Annotated in this window: 24 protein-coding genes; 13 read left to right on the top strand and 11 right to left on the bottom strand. The window is 46.5% G+C overall.

The window, feature by feature from the left end:
* Positions 1-8: 8 nt before the first annotated feature.
* The 3 genes from dhaL to KNQ06_RS09270 all read left to right on the top strand — a co-directional run bounded on the left by dhaL (position 9) and on the right by KNQ06_RS09270 (position 1,569).
* Entirely contained in the window at positions 9-611 is a 603-nt protein-coding gene (dhaL, locus tag KNQ06_RS09280; protein ID WP_029341247.1) for a dihydroxyacetone kinase subunit DhaL, read from the top strand.
* Positions 604-972, top strand: a complete 369-nt coding sequence (dhaM, locus tag KNQ06_RS09275) for a dihydroxyacetone kinase phosphoryl donor subunit DhaM (protein ID WP_023467765.1) — start codon at positions 604-606, stop codon at positions 970-972. The genes dhaL and dhaM overlap by 8 nt, the downstream gene beginning before the upstream one ends.
* A gap of 132 nt (positions 973-1,104) precedes the next feature.
* The gene (locus KNQ06_RS09270; RefSeq protein WP_215148068.1) at positions 1,105-1,569 is read left to right on the top strand and encodes a GNAT family N-acetyltransferase; all 465 of its coding nucleotides are present in this window, start codon (positions 1,105-1,107) and stop codon (positions 1,567-1,569) included.
* Positions 1,570-1,763: 194 nt separating this feature from the next.
* Here KNQ06_RS09270 and glpK read toward each other — a convergent pair whose 3' ends face one another.
* The 4 genes from glpK to lexA form a co-directional block, all read right to left on the bottom strand.
* The gene (gene glpK / locus KNQ06_RS09265) at positions 1,764-3,266 is read right to left on the bottom strand and encodes a glycerol kinase GlpK (RefSeq protein WP_215084609.1); all 1,503 of its coding nucleotides are present in this window, start codon (positions 3,264-3,266) and stop codon (positions 1,764-1,766) included.
* 43 nt (positions 3,267-3,309) lie between these two features.
* Positions 3,310-4,011, bottom strand: coding sequence for an MIP/aquaporin family protein (locus KNQ06_RS09260; RefSeq protein ID WP_149427048.1), 702 nt, complete (start codon positions 4,009-4,011; stop codon positions 3,310-3,312).
* A 186-nt stretch (positions 4,012-4,197) separates the two neighbouring features.
* Complete coding sequence (locus KNQ06_RS09255) at positions 4,198-4,668, bottom strand: metal-binding protein (protein ID WP_058704278.1); 471 nt, start codon at positions 4,666-4,668, stop codon at positions 4,198-4,200.
* 31 nt (positions 4,669-4,699) lie between these two features.
* Positions 4,700-5,314, bottom strand: a complete 615-nt coding sequence (gene lexA / locus KNQ06_RS09250; RefSeq protein ID WP_023467770.1) for a transcriptional repressor LexA — start codon at positions 5,312-5,314, stop codon at positions 4,700-4,702.
* A 211-nt stretch (positions 5,315-5,525) separates the two neighbouring features.
* Here lexA and yneA point away from each other — a divergent pair, with 211 nt between their 5' ends.
* The 7 genes from yneA to KNQ06_RS09215 all read left to right on the top strand — a co-directional run bounded on the left by yneA (position 5,526) and on the right by KNQ06_RS09215 (position 13,092).
* On the top strand, positions 5,526-5,813 hold the full coding sequence (yneA, locus tag KNQ06_RS09245; RefSeq protein WP_023467771.1) for a cell division suppressor protein YneA: 288 nt from the start codon (positions 5,526-5,528) through the stop codon (positions 5,811-5,813).
* Positions 5,814-5,858: 45 nt separating this feature from the next.
* Positions 5,859-6,512, top strand: a complete 654-nt coding sequence (locus KNQ06_RS09240; protein WP_029341251.1) for a YneB family resolvase-like protein — start codon at positions 5,859-5,861, stop codon at positions 6,510-6,512.
* Positions 6,513-6,625: 113 nt separating this feature from the next.
* Positions 6,626-6,862, top strand: a complete 237-nt coding sequence (locus tag KNQ06_RS09235) for a DUF896 domain-containing protein (RefSeq protein ID WP_035398122.1) — start codon at positions 6,626-6,628, stop codon at positions 6,860-6,862.
* Positions 6,863-7,117: 255 nt separating this feature from the next.
* Entirely contained in the window at positions 7,118-9,106 is a 1,989-nt protein-coding gene (tkt, locus tag KNQ06_RS09230; RefSeq protein WP_058704276.1) for a transketolase, read from the top strand.
* 123 nt (positions 9,107-9,229) lie between these two features.
* On the top strand, positions 9,230-9,460 hold the full coding sequence (locus tag KNQ06_RS09225; RefSeq protein ID WP_012370001.1) for a YneF family protein: 231 nt from the start codon (positions 9,230-9,232) through the stop codon (positions 9,458-9,460).
* 120 nt (positions 9,461-9,580) lie between these two features.
* Positions 9,581-11,332 (top strand): ABC transporter transmembrane domain-containing protein, encoded by a 1,752-nt coding sequence (locus KNQ06_RS09220; RefSeq protein ID WP_050678336.1) that lies wholly within the window; start codon positions 9,581-9,583, stop codon positions 11,330-11,332.
* Entirely contained in the window at positions 11,329-13,092 is a 1,764-nt protein-coding gene (locus KNQ06_RS09215) for an ABC transporter ATP-binding protein (RefSeq protein ID WP_058705250.1), read from the top strand. The genes KNQ06_RS09220 and KNQ06_RS09215 overlap by 4 nt, the downstream gene beginning before the upstream one ends.
* Positions 13,093-13,149: 57 nt before the next feature.
* On the opposite strand, the gene KNQ06_RS09210 is transcribed toward KNQ06_RS09215, so the two are convergent.
* From KNQ06_RS09210 to KNQ06_RS09200, 3 genes are all read right to left on the bottom strand, one after another.
* Positions 13,150-14,046 (bottom strand): SH3 domain-containing protein, encoded by an 897-nt coding sequence (locus KNQ06_RS09210; RefSeq protein ID WP_029341255.1) that lies wholly within the window; start codon positions 14,044-14,046, stop codon positions 13,150-13,152.
* 304 nt (positions 14,047-14,350) lie between these two features.
* Positions 14,351-14,647 (bottom strand): hypothetical protein, encoded by a 297-nt coding sequence (locus KNQ06_RS09205; protein WP_133208041.1) that lies wholly within the window; start codon positions 14,645-14,647, stop codon positions 14,351-14,353.
* A gap of 196 nt (positions 14,648-14,843) precedes the next feature.
* Entirely contained in the window at positions 14,844-15,038 is a 195-nt protein-coding gene (locus KNQ06_RS09200) for an aspartyl-phosphate phosphatase Spo0E family protein (RefSeq protein ID WP_029341257.1), read from the bottom strand.
* 222 nt (positions 15,039-15,260) lie between these two features.
* Here KNQ06_RS09200 and KNQ06_RS09195 point away from each other — a divergent pair, with 222 nt between their 5' ends.
* On the top strand, positions 15,261-15,959 hold the full coding sequence (locus tag KNQ06_RS09195; RefSeq protein ID WP_023467780.1) for a cytochrome c biogenesis CcdA family protein: 699 nt from the start codon (positions 15,261-15,263) through the stop codon (positions 15,957-15,959).
* 16 nt (positions 15,960-15,975) lie between these two features.
* Positions 15,976-16,455, top strand: coding sequence for a CcdC family protein (locus KNQ06_RS09190; RefSeq protein ID WP_215148066.1), 480 nt, complete (start codon positions 15,976-15,978; stop codon positions 16,453-16,455).
* A 42-nt stretch (positions 16,456-16,497) separates the two neighbouring features.
* On the opposite strand, the gene KNQ06_RS09185 is transcribed toward KNQ06_RS09190, so the two are convergent.
* A complete protein-coding gene (locus KNQ06_RS09185) occupies positions 16,498-16,923 on the bottom strand; it encodes a DUF2621 family protein (protein WP_029341260.1) in 426 nt (141 codons plus the stop codon).
* Positions 16,924-17,014: 91 nt separating this feature from the next.
* Here KNQ06_RS09185 and KNQ06_RS09180 point away from each other — a divergent pair, with 91 nt between their 5' ends.
* Positions 17,015-17,338, top strand: coding sequence for a hypothetical protein (locus tag KNQ06_RS09180; RefSeq protein ID WP_023467783.1), 324 nt, complete (start codon positions 17,015-17,017; stop codon positions 17,336-17,338).
* A 43-nt stretch (positions 17,339-17,381) separates the two neighbouring features.
* On the opposite strand, the gene KNQ06_RS09175 is transcribed toward KNQ06_RS09180, so the two are convergent.
* From KNQ06_RS09175 to KNQ06_RS09165, 3 genes are all read right to left on the bottom strand, one after another.
* Positions 17,382-18,686: a VOC family protein gene (locus tag KNQ06_RS09175; protein ID WP_215148064.1), complete on the bottom strand. Its 1,305-nt coding sequence runs from the start codon at positions 18,684-18,686 to the stop codon at positions 17,382-17,384.
* A 26-nt stretch (positions 18,687-18,712) separates the two neighbouring features.
* Positions 18,713-19,726, bottom strand: a complete 1,014-nt coding sequence (locus KNQ06_RS09170) for a hypothetical protein (RefSeq protein WP_023467785.1) — start codon at positions 19,724-19,726, stop codon at positions 18,713-18,715.
* 92 nt (positions 19,727-19,818) lie between these two features.
* Positions 19,819-20,259, bottom strand: a complete 441-nt coding sequence (locus KNQ06_RS09165) for an RrF2 family transcriptional regulator (RefSeq protein WP_023467786.1) — start codon at positions 20,257-20,259, stop codon at positions 19,819-19,821.
* Positions 20,260-20,362: the final 103 nt, after the last annotated feature.

Below are 20,362 nucleotides of genomic sequence, written 5' to 3'. Positions count from 1 at the left end.
GTACAAAGATGAAGTTGACGACGGAACAGTTACGAAGCGCGCTCATCAAAGCAGCGGAACAGATTGAACAGCACAAGGATGAATTGACGGACCTTGACCGGGAAATCGGGGACGGGGACCACGGGATCAATATGTCACGTGGCTTCCAAGCAGTCCAAAAGACGTTAGAAGAACACGGCGAGTATGAGGACTTAGGAGCTTTATCGAAAGAGGTCGGGATGACGCTGATCAAGACGGTCGGTGGGGCATCCGGTCCTTTGTACGGCACGGCATTCGTTAAGTTCGCTGGTGCGTTCAAAGGGAAAACAGAAGTTGAAGGTGCAGAACTCGCGGATGCTTTCCATGAAGCGACGGAAGGCATCAAATCGCGTGGGAAATCGGAATTCGGTCAAAAGACGATGGTCGATATTTGGACACCGTTTCAAGAGGCGCTCTCGCAAGAAGGGGATTTGAAAGCGGCAATCGATCAAGCGCTTGCTGATACGAAAGCGCGCATCGCAACGAAAGGGCGTGCGTCTTACTTCGGTGAAGCGACGGAAGGCGTCCAGGACCCAGGTAGTCTATCGAGTGCGTTGTTACTCGGCGAAATCGCGGAGGTGCTTCATGGTTAATCTTGTACTCGTTTCCCATAGTGAAAAGCTTGCGACTGGACTAAAGGAACTGTTAGCAGAGATGGCACCGGATACGCCAGTCTTAATAGCAGCAGGTCTTGAGGACGGTAGCATTGGAACGGACGCGACGCGAATCGAAGAAACACTGAATACACTGGACGATGATGGAGTCGTTTTAACGGATATCGGTTCTGCGACGATGAACACGGAACTGGCCCTTGAACTATACAGTGGCGAACGGACGGTTCGGTTTATCGACGCACCACTCGTCGAAGGCGCGTTTTTAGCAGCTGTTCTTAGCGGACAGTCGAAATCCGTTGATGAGATTGAAGACGGATTGAAAAAAGAGTTTAGCAAATAAGGATCAAATCCCCTTTGCTTCAATGCAATGGGGATTCTTTCATATCTGAATGAAATGGTGCTATGAAAATTGTTATCATAATGCATGTACATAAATAGGACAGTAAAAGAATGTAAAGAATGAGGTGAGTTCTTGAGTTATACGTTAAGGAAAGCAGACACTGAAACCAAAAAGCAGACATTCATCCCCTTATTATTACTGGCTGATGAATCTATCGATAAGATTTATGAATATTTACCTAACGGTGACCTGTATTATCTCGAAGATTCATCTGGGCATGTAATGGGTGTTATTGCTATGACCAAAATTAATCAAGATACAATGGAAATAAAAAACGTCGCCATCAAAAAAGAACAACAGGGTCAAGGGTTAGGAAAGAGGATCATCTCATTAACGCTCGAACAATATATGGAACAAGAGTATCATCATTTCATCGTAGGAACGGCTAATTCGAGTATTGATAATTTAGCTTTCTACCAAAAGCTTGGTTTCCGGCTATATGATATAAAAAAAGATTTTTTTCGGTCGTATCCAGAGGAAATCTGGGAGAACGGAATACAGGCGATCGACATGATCATGCTAGAGAAAAATGAGTGATCCACATTATATATGGAAAGGAATACATGTGAACTCCTCTATGCGAAAGAGTAGCACAAAGAATTATGATGTATGTGCTGAGGCGACACTTTTGAGTTTGGTGTTAGAAAAATGACTTTTAAAATGACTTTATTGTAGTTTTTATAAGACAGTGAAAACCCGGTCCCTCTGCAAAAGGGACCGGGTTAATTGTTTTATTTCGATGGTTTGAAGACCATAGTCGCTTCCACCGCTTTTTGCCATCCAGCATAGCGTTGTTCACGATCGTCTTCTTTCATCTCTGGTTTGAACTGGTGATCCAGTTTCCATTGTTTTTTGATCTCCGCTTTATCTTTCCAGTAACCAACAGCTAATCCAGCCAGGTAGGCTGCACCGAGTGCTGTCGTTTCGTTAATTTCTGGACGATCGACAGGAACGCCGAGGATGTCCGATTGGAACTGCATCAAGAAGTTATTCGCTACTGCACCACCGTCGACACGAAGTGTCTTCAGTTCGATACCAGAATCTTGTTCCATCGCTGTCAATACATCGCGTGTTTGATAAGCGAGTGATTCAAGCGTTGCCCGAACGAAATGCTCTTTATCTGTTCCTCGTGTTAACCCGAAGATTGCGCCACGAACATCTGAATCCCAGTATGGCGCACCGAGACCAACGAAGGCAGGAACGACATAAACACCGTCTGTTGAGTCGACTTTCGTTGCGTAACCTTCTGAATCTTTCGCATTTTTCAGCATCCGGAGTCCATCACGGAGCCACTGGATCGCAGAACCAGCGACGAAGATTGAACCTTCCAGCGCATATTCCACTTTTCCATCGACGCCCCAAGCGATCGTTGTCAAAAGACCGTGATCAGAAGAAACAGCTTTCTCACCCGTATTCATGAGCATGAAGCAACCTGTTCCGTATGTGTTTTTCCCTTCACCTGCTTCAAAGCACGTTTGACCGAAGAGTGCGGCTTGTTGGTCACCCGCAATACCAGCGATGGGCACTTCGTAACCGAAGAAATGATACGGTACCGTTTTGTCGTAGACTTCACTCGACTGACGAACTTCTGGCAACATGGAAGCAGGAACACTGAGGATATCGAGTAACTCTTCATCCCATTTTTGTTCGTAGATATTGTACATCAACGTCCGTGAAGCGTTCGTGTAGTCCGTGATGTGCGTTTTTCCACCAGACAGTTTCCAAACGAGCCACGTATCGATCGTACCGAAGAGCAATTCACCGTTTTCCGCCTGTTCACGCGCACCTTCGACATTATCGAGGATCCATTTGACTTTCGTCCCAGAGAAGTAGGCATCAATCAAAAGTCCTGTCTTATCGCGGAATTTCTGGTTCAATCCTTGTTCTTTTAAGTCATCACAGATACCAGACGTTTGACGCGATTGCCAAACGAGTGCGTGATAGACGGGTCTGCCTGTTTCTTTGTTCCAGACGACTGTCGTTTCACGTTGGTTCGTGATGCCGATTCCAGCGATTTGCTCAGGTTTGATATCTGCTGTACCGAGTGCTTCAGCCATGACAGCAAGAATCGAACCCCAGATTTCGTTTGCATCATGTTCGACCCAGCCTGGTTGCGGGAAGTACTGTTTGAATTCCCGTTGTGCCGAGTTGACGATTTTCCCATCGTGATCGAAGATGATCGCACGTGAGCTTGTCGTACCTTGGTCGAGTGCTAGGATATACTTGTTTTCCATTTCGAAATCCCCCTTGAGCGGTATGTGTTAGTGAGACGTGATCTTAGTAGATTAATTGATAGATGAACACGGCAATCGCTCCACCGATGATTGGACCAACGACAGGAATCCATGAATAGCCCCAGTCAGATGAACCTTTATTCGGAATTGGTAGGATAGCGTGCGCAATACGCGGTCCAAGGTCACGAGCCGGGTTGATGGCATACCCTGTTGTACCACCGAGCGATAGACCGATGACGACGACGAGTAAACCGACGATGAGTGGTTTTAAGCCGTCTCCGAACGTCGTTAAACCGAGTGCCAAGATACCGAAGACGAGAACGAATGTCCCGATGATCTCAGAAATCAAGTTCGACGGCGTATGACGAATCGCTGGACCTGTTGCGAACACACCGAGTTTTGCAGCTTGATCATCAGTCGCTTCAAAATGTTTCATGTAATGAAGCCAAACGAGAATGGCGCCGATGAAAGCTCCGACAAGTTGTCCGGCAATGTAGATCGGAACGTCTGCCCACGGTAGGTCAGAGTTCAAAGCAAGTGCGATCGTCAATGCGGGGTTCAAGTGTGCTCCACTTTCAGCAGCTACGAATGCTCCTGTCATGACGGCAAGACCCCAAGCGAACGTGATGACGATCCATCCGCTGTTTTCCGATTTCGTCTTTTTCAAGACGACACCGGCGACGACTCCATCCCCGAGCAGGATGAGGATCATCGTACCGATCATTTCCAATACAAAGTTATTCATGCAAAAACCCTCCCTTTGGATTAAAGCAGATAATGGCCTTTCTACTTTAAATTACTCCGATTTGAGAACGTTTTCAATACATATAATTGAAATATAGGAATGGAAATTTTTTATTTTGATGTTTAAAGATACGTAAAAGTGGATAAGAAAACACCTCTTACTGCCTGCAAGCAAGCAAAAGAGGTGTTACCGACGACGTTTTTTTCTTTTTTTAGGTCGAAACCAACTGCTGGAATAATCTAGTAGGATATGAATCGTGCTGGCTACGATGATGCCAATAACAAAAGCTGGCAGGGAAGCGAACCACGAATCAATCGTAGCAGAATCAAGAACCTGAAAATATAGACTTAAAAATAGTAGCGGAATCAGAATCGCAGCACTATAAAGAAGCCGAATGATGTCTCCGATGATCAGTCCATGCGACCAGATCGATCGGTGAGGCATGATCTTGACATACGGCATCCACAAGACTCGAAATGGTCCAAAGCGATAATAAGGTTCTGACTTTAAATCGAGGTCGGGTGACAACCAAAGGGTACCGACAGCGATACCGATGGCGGTTGGTAACCAATCGGTTTGTTGCGTTGCGACCGAATACGCAACGTAACCCGTCAGTGCGACGGTATTGACGGTATCATGTACATTTCCTGAAGGCATGAAAAAAGACCAGTCGTAACTGGTCCCTCCGTCAATGAATCGTCCGATACACGCCGATTACCTTACCAAGAATGGAGACATTATCGAAATACATCGGATCCATCGAGTCATTTTCTGGTTGTAAACGTACCTGTTGATCTTCTAAGAAGAACCGTTTCACCGTCGCTTCGCTATCTTCGGTCATAGCTACGACGATTTCTCCGTTTTCTGCTGTGTTTTGTTGGCGCACGATGACACGATCGCCGTCAAGAATACCTGCATTAATCATCGATTCACCATCGATCGTCAACATGAAGACCGTTTCGTTTCCTACATAATGTGCAGGGAGCGGGAACTGTTCTTCGATATTTTCAATCGCTGTAATCGGAAGACCCGCTGTGACTTTCCCGATGACGGGAACATGGACGATGGCTTCCGTGATTTCTTCAGGCTTATCAAGCAATATCTCAATCGCACGTGGTTTCGTCGGGTCACGGCGAATCATTCCCCGTTTCTCGAGTCGATCCAAATGACCGTGTACCGTCGAGCTAGACGCGAGTCCGACTGCTTCTCCGATTTCACGAACTGATGGTGGATACCCCTTCAGTTTCACTTCAGAGACGATGTAGTCGAGAATCTCTTGTTGGCGCTTAGACATTTTCCGCATACGAATTGCCACCTCTTTCTGGATTGAAGTTTGAAATGTAAGAATATATGTTTCTAGATTCACTATAACATAGAACAAATGAGCGTACAAACAATTGTTCGACATTTTGTGTTGACCGAACACGGGTTCTGTGTTTATTATGAGTTATGCGAACAATTGTTCCGCGAACATTTATTCTAACTCATTCATTTCATATTTGGAGGGATTCATGATGATTCATACGATTCGTACTCATGCTTTTTCAATTCTCTTCTATGCCTTAAGTATTGCCTTCGTGATCTTTTTACTCACACCGCGCCCGGATGAAAAAGTGGCGCAACTAATGACTGCTTCCGTTACTGTCGATGAGAACGCCACAGTCGAACAAATTGCTGAAGTCTACAATGACGGTTCGATGTCAGATGAAGAATACGTCAACTGGTTGATTAAAAATAATGATGTCGAGACAAAACACGTCATCTCAAAAAGCAAAATCGTTGTACCAATCGCACAACAATGACAAAATGGAAAAGTTGTGAAAGAACGAACAGGGATGTGAGGTACGATGAAGGTCGTGATTTATTGTCGGGTGTCGACCGAAAAAGAAGCACAAGATAGTTCGATCGAACGCCAACGGATGGAGCTTTCGAAGGTCGCGTCTCAAAAGGGTTTTGATGTCGTGGATGTCGTCTCTGAAAAAGAGAGTGGATATGACGTCGATCGGGAAGGGATGCTGACGGTTCTTGACCATGTGACACGTGATGCGGTAGATGCGGTACTCGTGACGGATGACACACGGATTGGTCGAGGGAATGCGAAAATCGCTATTTTGCACACGTTTAAGAAGCACGGTGTTCGGTTGATGACACTTGATTCTGATGGAGAATACCAGCTTGCTGATGCAGAAGCGATGGTCCTTGAGATCGTCTCACTGGTGGAAGAATATCAACGGAAACTGCATAATGCAAAAATCGCGCGCGGCATGCGGCGAGCTGTCGAACAAGGCTTTCGTCCGGAACGAAATCTGAATCGCCAAGGAGAGAACGCTGGGCGTAGTCGAAAGGACGTACCGATCGAAGAAATCGTACGCCTCCGTGAACTCGGACTGACGTTTTCAGATATCGCCATTACGCTTCGCGGGATGGGACATGATATTTCAAAGGCAACGGTCAATCGTCGATATCTTGAATACCGCGAACTGACACCTAGCCCGGAATGAAAAGCAAGTTACCCGTCGACTGACGCGGTTAACTTGCTTTTTTTTATAGCCTATTTTAAAGTAAGGATACAATTGAATAACTCAAGTTTGAGTCGTACAGAAAGAGGGATTCCATGTTATCACAAGAGCAATTAGATCGAATCAATGCATTAGCGAATAAATCAAAAGTCGAGCCGTTATCAGAAGCCGAAACCGCAGAGCAAAAAGAGTTACGTGCAGCGTATCTCGCAGCATTCCGTGGATCGTTCAAAAACCAACTCATGGGCATGAAAATCGTCGATGAAGAAGGAACGGACGTAACACCAGAGAAATTGAAACAAGCACAAGAAGAAGAACGGAATAAACAATAATCGTTTATTTCTTCTATAGTAAGGAAGAGGTCCCCAATCGGTGGATCTCTTTTTTTGTTAGATTGGTTAGATAGGAAACATTGTACGATAGCAATACATCTTAATAACGATCTTTCATCAATTCATGCATCCTGTATGAGTCGATAGAACGGCTATAGATAGCGCATTCATTTTAATGTGACATACTATTTAGAAAAGTTGTATCACATTTAAGAGTGTGCTAAAATGAGTAGGAATTTGTGAAAAAGAGAGAGGATGATTGTTTTGACGAACATGACGACAGTAGAACAATTAGCAATTAATACGATTCGTACCTTATCGATTGATGCCGTACAAAAGGCGAACTCGGGTCACCCAGGTATGCCAATGGGAGCAGCGCCGATGGCATTCTCGCTTTGGGCGGATCATATGAACCACAACCCTAAAAATCCAGAATGGTTCAACCGCGACCGTTTTGTACTTTCAGCCGGACACGGTTCGATGCTTCTCTACTCACTCCTCCACCTATCGGGATATGATCTATCAATGGATGATCTTAAATCATTCCGTCAATGGGGATCAAAAACACCAGGTCACCCGGAATACCGTCACACGGCTGGTGTAGATGCGACAACAGGTCCACTTGGTCAAGGGATCGCAATGGCAGTTGGTATGGCGATGGCAGAACGTCATCTTGAAGCAAAATACAACCGTGACGATCTCAACGTCGTCGATCACTTCACATACGGAATTTGTGGAGATGGAGACTTAATGGAAGGTGTCTCAGCTGAGGCGGCTTCACTCGCAGGTCACCTTGGTCTTGGTAAATTGGTCGTATTGTACGATTCAAACGATATCTCACTTGACGGCGATCTTGATAAATCATTCTCTGAAAACGTCCAGAAGCGCTTCGAAGCGTACAACTGGCAAGTCATTCGCGTAGAAGACGGAACGGATATCGATTCGATTTCGAAAGCAATCGCGGCGGCACAAGCAGAGACGACAAAACCGACATTGATCGAAGTCAAGACAGTCATCGGTTTCGGTTCACCGAACAAATCAGGGAAGTCGGCTTCTCACGGTGCACCACTCGGTGAAGCAGAAATCAAGTTGACGAAAGCTAGCTACATTTGGGATCACGAAGAGTTCTACGTTCCTGAAGAAGTCAAATCATTGTTTGACGAGCGGATCGTCCAACGCGGTGCTTCTGCAGAAGACGCTTGGAACGAGACGATGAAACAATACGAAGCAGCGCACCCAGAATTGCATGCTGAACTCGTTCGCGCAATCGCAAACGAATTGCCAAGCAACTGGGAAGCAGATCTTCCGACGTACGACTTGTCATCGAAAAAAGCGACACGTCAAACGAGTGGTGAAGTCTTGAACGGTCTTGCGAAGAACGTTCCGACATTGTTCGGTGGTTCAGCTGACCTTGCAGGATCGAACAACACGATGCTCAAAGGCGAAGCAGACTTCGATATCGACCCAAGCGGTCGTAACATCTGGTTCGGTGTACGTGAATTCGCAATGGCAGCAGCTGTCAACGGTATGGCACTTCACGGCGGCGTCATTCCTTACGGTGCGACATTCTTCGTCTTCTCGGATTACCTCCGTCCAGCTGTTCGTTTAGCAGCATTAATGGGACTTCCATCAATCTTCGTTCTGACACACGACTCGATTGCTGTCGGTGAAGATGGTCCAACACACGAGCCAGTCGAACACTTGATGAGCTTCCGTGCAATGCCGAACGTCACGATCTACCGCCCAGCAGACGGAAAAGAGACAATCGCAGCATGGAAAACAGCGGTACAAGCAAAAGACAAACCAACACTTCTCGTCTTGACACGTCAAGGTCTTCCTGAACTTGAAGGCACGACGACGGAAGGCGCTGAAAAAGGTGGTTATGTCATCGCTGGTGACGTCACGAAAGCTGATACACTCTTGCTCGGTACGGGTTCAGAAGTGCACCTTCTTGTTGAAGCACAAAAAGAACTTGGTGAATCAGTAGCTGTCGTTTCGCTTCCATCATGGGAAGTATTCGAAGCACAGTCAGCAGAGTACAAAGAATCAGTTCTTCCGAAACACATCACGAAACGTGTAGCAATCGAAGCAGGGGCTTCACTCGGTTGGTACAAATATGTAGGAACAGAAGGACAAGTCATCGGAATCGATCGTTTCGGCGCATCTGCTCCTGGAGACTTCCTCTTGAAAGAATACGGCATGTCTGTTGAGAACGTTTTAGCGACAGTCAAGCAACTCGGATAATCATTTCCGGAAAAACGGGTCCGATCTTACGTCGGGCTCGTTTTTCATCTATTATCATCTATGCAAACAATTGGAATTATAGTATAGTAAAAAGCGACGTTTTAAGTTAGAGGAGGAAGCAACTTGGCTACATGGATTTGGATTTTAATTGCCCTTCTTTGCTTGGTAGCAGGTGTCGCCCTTGGTTTCTATATCGCTCGTCGATACATGATGAACTACTTGGAGCAAAACCCACCAATCAACGAAGATATGATTAAGACATTGATGATGCAAATGGGTCAAAAGCCATCACAAAAGAAAGTCAACCAAGTGATGCGTTCAATGAGTGGTTCAATGAAATCACCTAAAAAATAAGCTGTACGAAAGGGGACCAAATGGTCTCCTTTTTATTTGCTATTTTTTAGAAAGAGAACTAATCTAAAATGTGAGACTATTTCAAATAATCATAGGATTTAAAAAAGGGGGGAGACTTGAATGGGAGTCTTCAGGAAACTCAGTTGGTTTTTCCGACGAGAATGGAAAGCATATAGTCTTGGGGTCGTCTGCTTGATTTTTGTAGCAGCATTAGAACTCATTCCACCGAAGATCATCGGGACGACAGTCAATGGTCTAAGTGAGGGGAGCTTGACGAAGAATGATTTGATTCGTCTCGCAGGTACATTGTTGCTCATCGGGGTCGCGACGTATTTCATTCGATATTTTTGGCGTTTTCATATCTTTGGGGCATCGATTCGTCTCGGTCGATTGTTACGCAGTCAACTGTATGGTCATTTTTCAGATTTGGATCAATCGTTCTATAAGAAATATCGGAGCGGAGATTTGATGGCGCATGCGACAAACGACGTACAAGCGGTATCGATGACAGCGGGTGCCGGTATTCTAACGCTCGTCGACTCGGTGACGATGGGGAGCTTCGTCATCATCACGATGGTCACGACGATCAGTTGGAAATTGACGCTTGTATCACTTCTACCGATGCCGCTGATGGTCTACTTGACGTCACGCTACGGGAAAATGTTACATTCGCGTTTTCATGACGCGCAGGAAGCCTTCTCCGATTTGAATGATAAGGTCGCGGAAAGCATTAGTGGTGTCCGCGTCTTAAAAGCAACAGGGGAAGTTGAATCTGATGTGCAGACGTTCACGGATCTATCGGATGACGTCGTCCAAAAAAACCGTCGTGTCGCAAAAATCGACGCGCTGTTTGACCCGACGATTTTTGGATTAGTTGGTCTATCGTACATCATCGCTGTCGGATACGGTGCGTACCTGTTACAACAAGGTGAGATCCGAATCGGTGACATCGTCTCATTCACTACATATCTTGGTTTATTGACGTGGCCGATGCTCGCATTCGGTTGGTTGTTCAACATCGTCGAACGTGGTCGTGCTTCTTACGATCGGATCGAGCGGATGCTTGCGATCGAACCGGAAATTAAAGACGCGAAGGAAGCAGCGACGCGTGTTTCATCACCAGAACTCCACGTTGGGATTGAGCGTTTTATTTATGATACGCAACCGGTCTTACAAGACATCGATGTGACATTGAAGCCCGGTAAATCGCTCGGAATCGTCGGAAAGACTGGTGCCGGGAAATCGACGTTCGTTCGCTTATTGTCTCGCGAATACGACGTCAAACAAGGCGCCATCACGATTGGTGGACGAGACATCAAACAATTGACGCGTGACACCGTCCGTCGTCAAGTAGCGATCGTTCCACAGGATCATTTCTTATTCTCGGCGTCGATTGCTGATAATATTGCCTTTGCAAAACCGGATGCATCAATGGAAGACATCATGGAAGCGGCACGTATTGCAGCAGTCCATGAGGACATTCTCGGCTTTAAGGAAGGGTACGCGACGATGGTCGGGGAGCGTGGGGTGACGTTATCCGGCGGTCAAAAACAACGGATTTCGATTGCACGGGCGTTACTAGCGGACTGTCCGATTTTAGTGCTCGATGATGCCTTGTCTGCGGTCGATGCCAAGACCGAGGAAGCGATCATCCACCACTTCCGGACGGCGGATCACGATCAAGCGCAAATCATCGTCGCCCACCGGTTATCGGCTGTGTCGCATACCGATGAGATCATCGTCCTTGAAGACGGTCGGATCATCGAACGAGGCACACATGAGCAATTACTCGCTCATGACGGTTGGTATAAAGAGACGTACGATCGCCAGCAACTAGAATCACTTGTCGAACAAGGAGGGCGTTCCGAATGAATCATGATATCAATGAAAAAGCCGTCCTGAAGCGATTGCTTGATTTCGTCAAACCGTTCAAAAAGCAGGTCAGCATTGCCTTCATCCTGCTGTTCATTACGACAGCAGCAAAACTCGGGGGACCGTATCTCGTCAAGATTTTCATTGATGAATACGTCGCACCGGGTACGTATCCAGTACAGGAAGTCGCACTCTTATTTACAGCGTACTTGTTACTGCATACGACAGGGATCATCGTCGATTACTTACAGGCGTTCGAATTCCAAAAGATTGCCTTGCAAGTCATTCAACGCTTACGCATTGATGTGTTCCGTCATGTCATGCACCTACGGCTTGCCTATTTTGACCGGACGCCTGCCGGAGTGCTCGTGTCCCGGATCACGAACGATACGGAAGCAATCAAGGAGCTCTACATCGGTGTCTTGTCGACATTCGTACAAAGTGGTGTCCAGTTGATTGGAACATATATCTTCCTCTATCTACTAGAGCCGCGACTCGCGACGATTGCATTACTGTTGTTACCATTGTTTTATTTCATCATTTGGATTTACCGAAAGTATTCGACGAAGTATTACGCGGAAGTCCGCGATTTACTATCGAAAATCAATGCCCAACTGAACGAATCCATTAACGGGATGGCGATCATTCAACAATTCCGCCAAGAAAAACGCTTGATGGCAGAATTCGAGGAGACGAACGTTGCCCACCAGAATGGACGTTATAAGAACTTGAAGCTTGATAGTTGGTTACTGCGACCAATCATTGAATTGTTACTCGCCATTTCAATTGCGACACTCGTAACGTATTTCGGTGTCCTATCGTTCTCACAAACGGTCCAAGTTGGTGTCGTATATGCCTTCATCAGCTACATGGAGCGGATTTTCCAACCGGTTCAGCAAATCATGCAACGGTTGTCCGAGTTCCAACAAGCTGTCGTCTCAGCAGACCGTGTATTCAAGGTCCTCGATACGGATGAGCCAGAACCAACGAAACAACTCGAAGGGGATGCACGAGTATCGGAAGGACATATCGTCTTTGAAGACGTGCGCTTTAGTTATGACGGAGAGAAAGATGTCTTGAAAGGGATTTCGTTCGAGGCGAAAAAAGGACAGACGATTGCCCTCGTTGGTCATACGGGAAGTGGAAAAAGTTCGATCATCAATATCTTGATGCGCTTTTACGCGTACCAATCGGGTCGGATCTTGATTGATGGTCAACCGCTTGAGCAGTTATCGGAAGAAGAACTACGGCAACACGTCGGACTCGTGTTGCAGGATTCATTCTTGTTCACGGGAACGGTCGCTGATAACATTCGATTATTCGATAGTTCGATTTCCTTTGATCGAGTCGAAGCGGCTGCCAAATTCGTACAAGCAGACGGATTCATCAATCAACTGGACCAGCAATATGACAGTCCCGTTGCGGAACGGGGGGCGACGTTCTCAGCTGGGGAACGTCAGTTGATTTCCTTCGCACGCACGATGGCGCGGGATCCGAAAATCCTGATCCTCGATGAAGCGACAAGTTCGATTGATACGGAGACAGAGGAGAAAGTTCAAGTCGCACTTGAACGGATGCGTCAAGGGCGGACGACGATTGCCATTGCCCACCGTCTATCGACGATTCAAGATGCAGATTTGATTCTTGTGTTGCATCAAGGGGAAGTAATCGAGCAAGGAAATCACCAAGAATTAATCGCACAAGATGGTCTGTATAAGAAGATGTATCAGTTGCAATCCGGTCATGTCACGGTCTCTTAAAAAAAGATATAAAAAAAGCCTGCCAGGCGGCCTCGCCCGGCAGGTTGTTTGTTCTGATTAGTAGACTGTGACTGTGACGTTTTGGCGTCCCCAGTTAAGTGCTTCTTGTTGTGAACCAACGAGAAGGTCAAGTTTGTTACCTTGGATTGCGCCACCACGGTCGAGTACGATTGCTTCACCAATGCCTTCGATGTGCATACGTGTACCGATTGGGTATTGTGAAGAAGCTGCTACGATACGCATACCATTGTACGTGATCGTATTTGTAACGTCATAACCGCTTGCTGTCAACGCACGACCGTTGTAGAGTTGGCTACCGTTGTTAGACGGGTCGTTCGTGTAAGCAGTGACGTTCATTGTCACTTTCGTACCTGATTTTGCAGGTGTCGATTGTTTTGTTGCAGTTGCTGGTTTAGCAGCTGCTTTTGGTGCTGGCTTCGCAGCTGGTTTAGCAGCTGGTTGTGCTTGTGCTGCTGGTGCTTTCGATACGCCAGCGAGTGAAGTATAGTCGCTGTGTACGTAGCGTGTTTTACCATCGATTGTTGTTTTGATCCATGCACCGACTTTACCTTCTACGTTGACTTTTTCGCCTTTGTAGAGGTTACCGACATCTTTCGAGCTTGTCGTTGGTTGTGTGCGGACGTTTAGTACTGCCGTAGTAACTGTCGCTTTTTTAAAGTCGAATGAGCCTGCTGCAGACGTATACGCGCCATGGACATAACGTTTTTGACCGTTAATGTGTGTTTGGATCCATGCGCCAGAACGTCCTTCGACATTTAATGTTTGACCTTTATATACATTGCCTACGTCTGCTGATGCAGTTGTAGGTGCTGTGCGTACGTTGAGTACTGGTGTATTTACTGTTACCGTTTCTGAGGCAGCCTCTGTCTCTTGGGCAAATCCTACTGATAGAGCTGTTGCTGCAAGACCGGCAGCGAAAACTGCTTTTTTCATTATTGATGTCCTCCTGACATATGCTGTGTTTACTGTTCCTACTTTACACGGCAAAACTGACCTGTGCGTTTACAGGTCAATGTCATTCGAGTTACAAACCGGGCTATTGTGACAACGAGATTGCAAAAGGTCGGTTTTTGTCATCGATAGGACATACTGATTATGAAAAACGGATGTTTGTAGGTCTTTTGGATTACTTTTGCTGAAAGATTCGCACAATTCAACAGAAAAAAGTCTTAAAAATAGAAACTATGTCATCCTTCTATCGTCTAGTGATGAAAAAGTGAAATGGAGGATACGCAGATCAATACTTGACGATCGTCGTCACGCCGAACGCTGTCAGGTAAGAACGATGGAACAATTCCTGCATCCAATCGTTAGCGGAAAGCTGAAACGTGCCGTGAATCGTTTGGTACGTTCGCTGTCGAATATTGATTTCAATCGGCTCTAGTAAGGGGGCGGATGGTAGATGGTCATGCATGCTGTCATTTTGATTTTCAATATAAAGCAACTCGAGGACATCTCCTTCTTCCATATAACGCTGTAAGTAAATCATGAACTCCCACTGATCAGCACCTTCGATCGTGTACAGGTAAGGCATCGTGAACCTTCCTCGCTTCAATGATACGTATTCAATCGCTTCGACTTCATGTACGTATAATTGGGGGAGATCGTCAGGTATATAGAGAGGACGAGAACTAGCAATGAATGTAAGAGCGGACATAAAGCACCTCCATCAGAAATAAGAAACCATAAAAAAGTCAGCATTCGCACTCGAATGCTGACCAGATCGTGCATTAAGATAAAAGCGGTTCATTCGAACCGTGAATGGTATAGTTTTGGACGATGCGTGAATATTCTAAAAGCAGGACATCGAGTTCATGACTAAGTTGTAGAACACGCGGGGAGGTGAAGCTGGACTGGTCAGCTTGATGATATAGTTCGCTACGTTTGGCTTCGATGGCTAACGTCAATAGTTGTTGTGTCGTCATAGCAGTCTCCCTTACATTGGTGTCGTATCCATATTCTAGCAAGTCCATTTACGAGGCGCAACGAGATTTCAGTAAAATCGACGAAATGTAATTTTTTTGTAATTTTGGCGGACACGAATCTTTTGCAACTTTCTGTGAGATAATAGGTGCTAAATGCAGATGAGTTTGGCAAAATAGAGGAGGAACTTCTTCTATAGTAGTAAAGGAAAGGGGATGCTCATGATGGAGCTCTCGTTATGGTTAGCGTTTGGAGCAGGATTATTATCTTTCGTCTCTCCGTGTACGCTACCACTGTATCCTGTGTTTCTCTCATACATCACAGGCGTGTCGGTAACGGATTTAAAAGAACGGGGCGTACGAGAAAAGCGATCCTTGTTTCATACGTTAGCGTTCCTCGTTGGTTTTGCGATGGTATTCGTTGTGCTCGGGTTATCGACATCGTTATTCGCAGATGTCTTTATCACATATCGGGATACGTTACGGATGGTTGGGGCACTCGTCATCTTCGTATTTGGGATTGTTCTCGTCGGATTATGGCAACCAACATTCTTGATGCGTGAAAAGAAACTGAATCTCGGGGAACGAAAAGGGGGGTACGTCGGGACGGTACTCGTCGGAATCGGGTTTGCAGCCGGTTGGACACCGTGTACAGGTCCGATTCTCGCAGGCGTCATCGGATTAGCTGCGACCAATCCGAGTCAAGGCATGTTCTACATGCTCGCGTATGTCCTTGGCTTCTCGATTCCGTTCTTATTGATGGCGTTCTTCGTCGGTCGTTCGCGCTTGTTCGTGCAGTATAGTCTGAAATTAACGAAATTCGGGGGAGCCTTGATGATGGTGTTCGGAGTCATGCTGTATTTTGATGGCTTAAGTAAATTCGCAGCATGGATGAGTGACATCGTCGGATTCACTGGATTTTAATCAAGGAAGTGATCGGATGATTTGGATATCAACTGGGGTAGCGCTCGTCATGGGATTGCTGATCAGCTTCATTCGTGTGAAGGCATCAGCAAAACCGACGAATGCTAAAAAAATCTTGATCCCGCCCTTTGCGATGTCGACGGGGATGCTACAGTTTTTATACCCAGCATCCCGTCTGACATGGACGGAAGTGGCAGAAGCATTGCTCATTGGAGCCATCTTCAGCATCTTTTTGATCAAGACATCCAATTTTTATGAAGCAGAAGGGCAGATTTATTTGCAACGTTCGAAAGCTTTTTTCATCGTCTTATTCGGTATCTTATTCATTCGGACGGTTGTGAAGTTCTTCATCGGCGGGCAGATCGATATCTTCGAAACGGGTGGGATTTTTTATCTCGTTGCCTTCGGAATGATTGCACCGTGGCGCTTCGCGATGTATATGAAATACAAACGAGTCAAGTCGGGCACCGTGCCGGTTGCGCACTTACCTCACTAAAAAAACCGCTGAAGGCGACTTCGGCGGTTTTTCGTGCATCCTTCAATTTTGGAAGTATAATGCGTAGTCTCGCCAGTCGATGGCGTGCTCCGTCAGTGCTTTTTTCAAGAATTTATGATCGCGTTTTGGCGTAGCGGAAATATATCCTTTGACGACCAGTTCAGATGTCATCTCTGTCGCTTGTTCCTCCAGTGCGAACTGTCCGATCCGCCCGGCAATCTTGCGGCGTGCGACATCACGAAATGCCGATGGAACCGGCATGACGAGAGCGTTCAATAATTCCATCGTCTCATCCGTCCAAAGATGTCGTGTTTGGTCGATGTACTCATCTTCCCAGTCCATCATCGATTTACCGTCTTCTTTCGGTAACTTCTTGAGGAACTTCCGGAACATGAAAAACCCGCCAATTGCCATGAGTGTGATCATGATAAAGCCCCAGAGCAGAATCCCGTTCATGAACCATTCCATGCGCGACTCATCCCCCTTTCACATCAAATATAGATTAGCATAAATCAGGTGGACGTGCTATGATGAATGACGGAGAAAGTGAGGCGAAAGAATGCTGCAACCATACGTACAATTGGACGAGACCGGACAGCCCCGTAAAGGTGTTTTACCTGAAACAGCGGACGGTCGGATCGTTGAATTCTATTATGATACGAAGGGCGAAGAGATCACGGTTATCTTCGTCACCGTTCCGGCAGAAGATGCGAGCCGGAAGCGTGCGTTTACGGTCGGGAAAACGTTCAAAACGGTCTCGACACTCGAAGACTTCACGTTACTTCACTATGAATGGGCAAATGACCAGATTTTCGCAACACTTGAGATGTTCGCGGATGGGTCGAAACGTCAAATCGACGCTTCGAGATTGCTCGACTATTAAAAAAGAAGGAGATGCGGATTGCCGCGTCTCCTTCTTTTGATATTCAAGAAATATATAGTCGGATGACCTCGTCATGTAATTCAACCTGTCCACCGATCGGGAACGTGAACAAAGGACTCGTATGTCCAAAATCGACATTCGCAAGAACTGGTACGTGCTCTAAGACTGGATAGAGCGAAATCAGATACCGCAGATGCTCTTCCGTCATCTTCGTTGCGAGTTGGAAGCGTCCGAAGACGATCCCGCGAATCGTTTCGGCACCCGGTTGCGCCATCAAAGAGGCGAAATCACGGGCGAACGTCGCTGGATGGACTTCGTAATCGTCTTCAAGGAATAAAATCGTATCCCGTAAATCAGGGAAGTGCGGTGTGCCTTGCAGGAGATTCAACGTACAAAGATTCCCACCGAGCAGACGACCACTTGCTTGCCCAGAGGATAAAAGAATCGGTCCTTTGTTCGGTAACGTAATGACATGTCCGCGATCGGTATCACGCCAATGGACCGAAGGCTTGATCGTAACGGGATCCGTTTCAAACAACACTTGCTTGAAGTAATCGATCGTATAGGCGTCGCGATCACGGAAAGCCCGTAACATTGGTCCCGAGTACGTCACTAAGCCGGTATTCGTTAGAATGGCGTGACTGAGTGCTGTGATATCGGAGAAGCCACAAAGGATTTTCGGATGTGTCCGAATCAATTCGTAGTCGAGTAAGTCGACGAGTTCATTCGTACTGAATCCACCGCGAACACACAGAATCGCATCAACGTTCGGATCAGCGAACGCGGCATGGAGGTCTGCAACCCGTAACTCAGGATCACTGGAACCAAACGGATTGACAGCACGCGCATGTTGACTGATCGAGACACGTAATCCGAGTGATTCGAGGGTTTGGATCGCACCATCGATGATCTTCATCTCGACCGTTGAGAGACTTGAAGCGGGTGCGACTAAACGGACATGAGAACCATCTACCAACTTCTTTGGCGTTAACGTCGGCAGGTGGGCAGCGATGATCTCTAAACGGTTACCGAAGGGATCGGCTGTGAAGAAACGACGACGTGGCGCAAGGCGTGTGTCATGCTCAACCGGATAACCGGCAGCTTGAAGAACATCGCTCAAAGCTTCGAACGCAGCGACGGTTAATCCAGGATGCGCTTTTTTAGCAGGGGAGAATGGCTCCTCGATGCCGAGATGAAGTGCTGCACCATGATCTTCGAACCAGACACCACCACTGGCTTGAACACCAGCCGGTTTTTCGACTTCCTTCATATGTAAAAGCCCGGCATAAAATGCACGGGCGCGATCTTCTTCGTTTTTTGGCATAGCGAGCTGGACATGATCTAACATGAAGACACTTCCTTTACGAATTAAATTCAGGCAACGAACTGGGTGATCCGTTTCAGTTCACGTTCGACGAGGTTCAAGTAGAAGACACCTTCAATCCGGCGATCGAGAGATTGTGCGATCTCGTATAGATTCGTCCGAAGCGCTGCGAGATACGACGCTTCCTCACCAAGAGATTGACGATGGGCGAACGCATAGTGAGCGAGTAGGAACTGGAGATATCCACGGTCGGTCAAGAATGGAATCAATTGTTTTTTCTCTTCCATCGACCAGGTATAGTTCGTATCGTAATACATCTTCGCATATAGGTGGTACGGCTCGTCGCCACCTGTGAACAAGGTTTCGCCACGCTTAACTTCTTCGATTAAGCGTTCACTCCAGTCAAAGCGTTCTTTTTTGCGACTAAGGAACAACGGTAGGATATATGGATGTGCCTGATCCGGCATCCGTGAACAACCGCGTTCATGCCGAAGTGCTGCATAAAGTAGCAAGGCACGATCTTCGAAGCCACGTTCAATCGCATACGTCATCCGGCTAAATGCTTCACAGGATGGGCAATCACTAAGTTCGTCACTTGGCGCGTCAACCCATTCCGAGAGATAATGATCGGCTTGTTCCTCGTCACCGAGTTTGCTATAGACCATGAAGCTGATATAGTCGCGCGTCCGAATAAAGCCATGCGCGTCACAGAAATCGATGAAGCGATCAAGATCTTCTTCGAGAAGCGAGACCGTCACGTCTTCTTGTTCTGCCATATAGATCAAGTAGGACTTGTAGTTCCAGTACAAATCAAGTTCTTGTTTTGGAGTTAGTGTCATCTCATCTTTTCGGATCCATTCCATCAAGAGCGTGAAGGACACAAGAAACGATCGGAAGTGTCCTAAATCAAATTGATTTTGTGAAAATGTCCATAAGGAGAGGAAGCGGAGTGAATCATCAGCTGTTTCCTCAAAGATGGCCCATAAGGCCTCACCGCGTGCAACGGAGGGTTCTTCTTCCTTTAAGCGAAGATATAAGAGATGGAGTTCTTCTTGAGGGTTCATCTGTACCCCTCCTTTCTTATATAAGTATACCACGAGCGTTTTGAGAAATCGCAATTGAGCGAGGACGGAATAAAAAAAGATTCCGAACCCGCTCAATCGCGGTTCGGAATCATTTCAAGTATTTGTGGATGAGTTTCAGCTGTCGGATGTAGCAAATCATGTACTGTGTAACCATTGAGTACTTGATGGAACGCCGCAATGGCATCATCGAAAGCATCACGTGCTGGATTGAGCGAAGGAATCTCGTGAATGCCTTCTTGCGGATCGAGAAAATGAACGGTTGGTTCAAAAAGTTGTACGACGTCACCGATATGAATTGCATCCGGAGGGCTCGCTAATCGAAAACCACCTCCACGACCACGGACAGATTCAATCAGACCACTCTGTCCTAAACGATAGACTACTTTCATCAAATGATTCTTAGAAATGTCGTAACAATCCGCTACTTCCTGGATTCGGACTAAACGATCGGGATGAGCTGCTGCGAACAGCAGAGACCGAATCGCGTAATCCGTATAACGTGTCATGCGCATTTTCATCACCTACTTACCACACATACTAGGGGGGGACGCAAGCATTTACAACTTTCAATGTGCAAAAAATAAGATGCATTTTAGAGATTGTTTTTGAGAGTGG

This window comes from Exiguobacterium sp. s91, assembly GCF_018618915.1.
GTDB lineage: Bacteria > Bacillota > Bacilli > Exiguobacteriales > Exiguobacteriaceae > Exiguobacterium_A > Exiguobacterium_A abrahamii.
The sequence above is the reverse complement of the archived record's forward strand: the minus strand, read 5'-3'. Positions and strand labels throughout refer to the sequence as shown.

Bases quoted from the DNA above. Each gene is read 5' to 3' on its own strand.
- KNQ06_RS09235 (WP_035398122.1), top strand. From the start codon at position 6,626: ATGTTATCACAAGAGCAATTAGATCGAATCAATGCATTAGCGAATAAA.
- KNQ06_RS09260 (WP_149427048.1), bottom strand. From the start codon at position 4,011: ATGAATAACTTTGTATTGGAAATGATCGGTACGATGATCCTCATCCTG.
- KNQ06_RS09255 (WP_058704278.1), bottom strand. From the start codon at position 4,668: ATGCCTTCAGGAAATGTACATGATACCGTCAATACCGTCGCACTGACG.
- KNQ06_RS09195 (WP_023467780.1), top strand. From the start codon at position 15,261: ATGGAGCTCTCGTTATGGTTAGCGTTTGGAGCAGGATTATTATCTTTC.
- yneA (WP_023467771.1), top strand. From the start codon at position 5,526: ATGATTCATACGATTCGTACTCATGCTTTTTCAATTCTCTTCTATGCC.
- glpK (WP_215084609.1), bottom strand. From the start codon at position 3,266: ATGGAAAACAAGTATATCCTAGCACTCGACCAAGGTACGACAAGCTCA.
- lexA (WP_023467770.1), bottom strand. From the start codon at position 5,314: ATGCGGAAAATGTCTAAGCGCCAACAAGAGATTCTCGACTACATCGTC.
- dhaM (WP_023467765.1), top strand. From the start codon at position 604: ATGGTTAATCTTGTACTCGTTTCCCATAGTGAAAAGCTTGCGACTGGA.
- KNQ06_RS09185 (WP_029341260.1), bottom strand. From the start codon at position 16,923: ATGGAATGGTTCATGAACGGGATTCTGCTCTGGGGCTTTATCATGATC.
- KNQ06_RS09220 (WP_050678336.1), top strand. From the start codon at position 9,581: ATGGGAGTCTTCAGGAAACTCAGTTGGTTTTTCCGACGAGAATGGAAA.
- KNQ06_RS09205 (WP_133208041.1), bottom strand. From the start codon at position 14,647: ATGCCTTACCTGTACACGATCGAAGGTGCTGATCAGTGGGAGTTCATG.
- KNQ06_RS09175 (WP_215148064.1), bottom strand. From the start codon at position 18,686: ATGTTAGATCATGTCCAGCTCGCTATGCCAAAAAACGAAGAAGATCGC.
- KNQ06_RS09240 (WP_029341251.1), top strand. From the start codon at position 5,859: ATGAAGGTCGTGATTTATTGTCGGGTGTCGACCGAAAAAGAAGCACAA.
- tkt (WP_058704276.1), top strand. From the start codon at position 7,118: ATGATTGTTTTGACGAACATGACGACAGTAGAACAATTAGCAATTAAT.
- KNQ06_RS09180 (WP_023467783.1), top strand. From the start codon at position 17,015: ATGCTGCAACCATACGTACAATTGGACGAGACCGGACAGCCCCGTAAA.
- KNQ06_RS09170 (WP_023467785.1), bottom strand. From the start codon at position 19,726: ATGAACCCTCAAGAAGAACTCCATCTCTTATATCTTCGCTTAAAGGAA.
- KNQ06_RS09200 (WP_029341257.1), bottom strand. From the start codon at position 15,038: ATGACGACACAACAACTATTGACGTTAGCCATCGAAGCCAAACGTAGC.
- KNQ06_RS09165 (WP_023467786.1), bottom strand. From the start codon at position 20,259: ATGCGCATGACACGTTATACGGATTACGCGATTCGGTCTCTGCTGTTC.
- KNQ06_RS09190 (WP_215148066.1), top strand. From the start codon at position 15,976: ATGATTTGGATATCAACTGGGGTAGCGCTCGTCATGGGATTGCTGATC.
- dhaL (WP_029341247.1), top strand. From the start codon at position 9: ATGAAGTTGACGACGGAACAGTTACGAAGCGCGCTCATCAAAGCAGCG.
- KNQ06_RS09215 (WP_058705250.1), top strand. From the start codon at position 11,329: ATGAATCATGATATCAATGAAAAAGCCGTCCTGAAGCGATTGCTTGAT.
- KNQ06_RS09210 (WP_029341255.1), bottom strand. From the start codon at position 14,046: ATGAAAAAAGCAGTTTTCGCTGCCGGTCTTGCAGCAACAGCTCTATCA.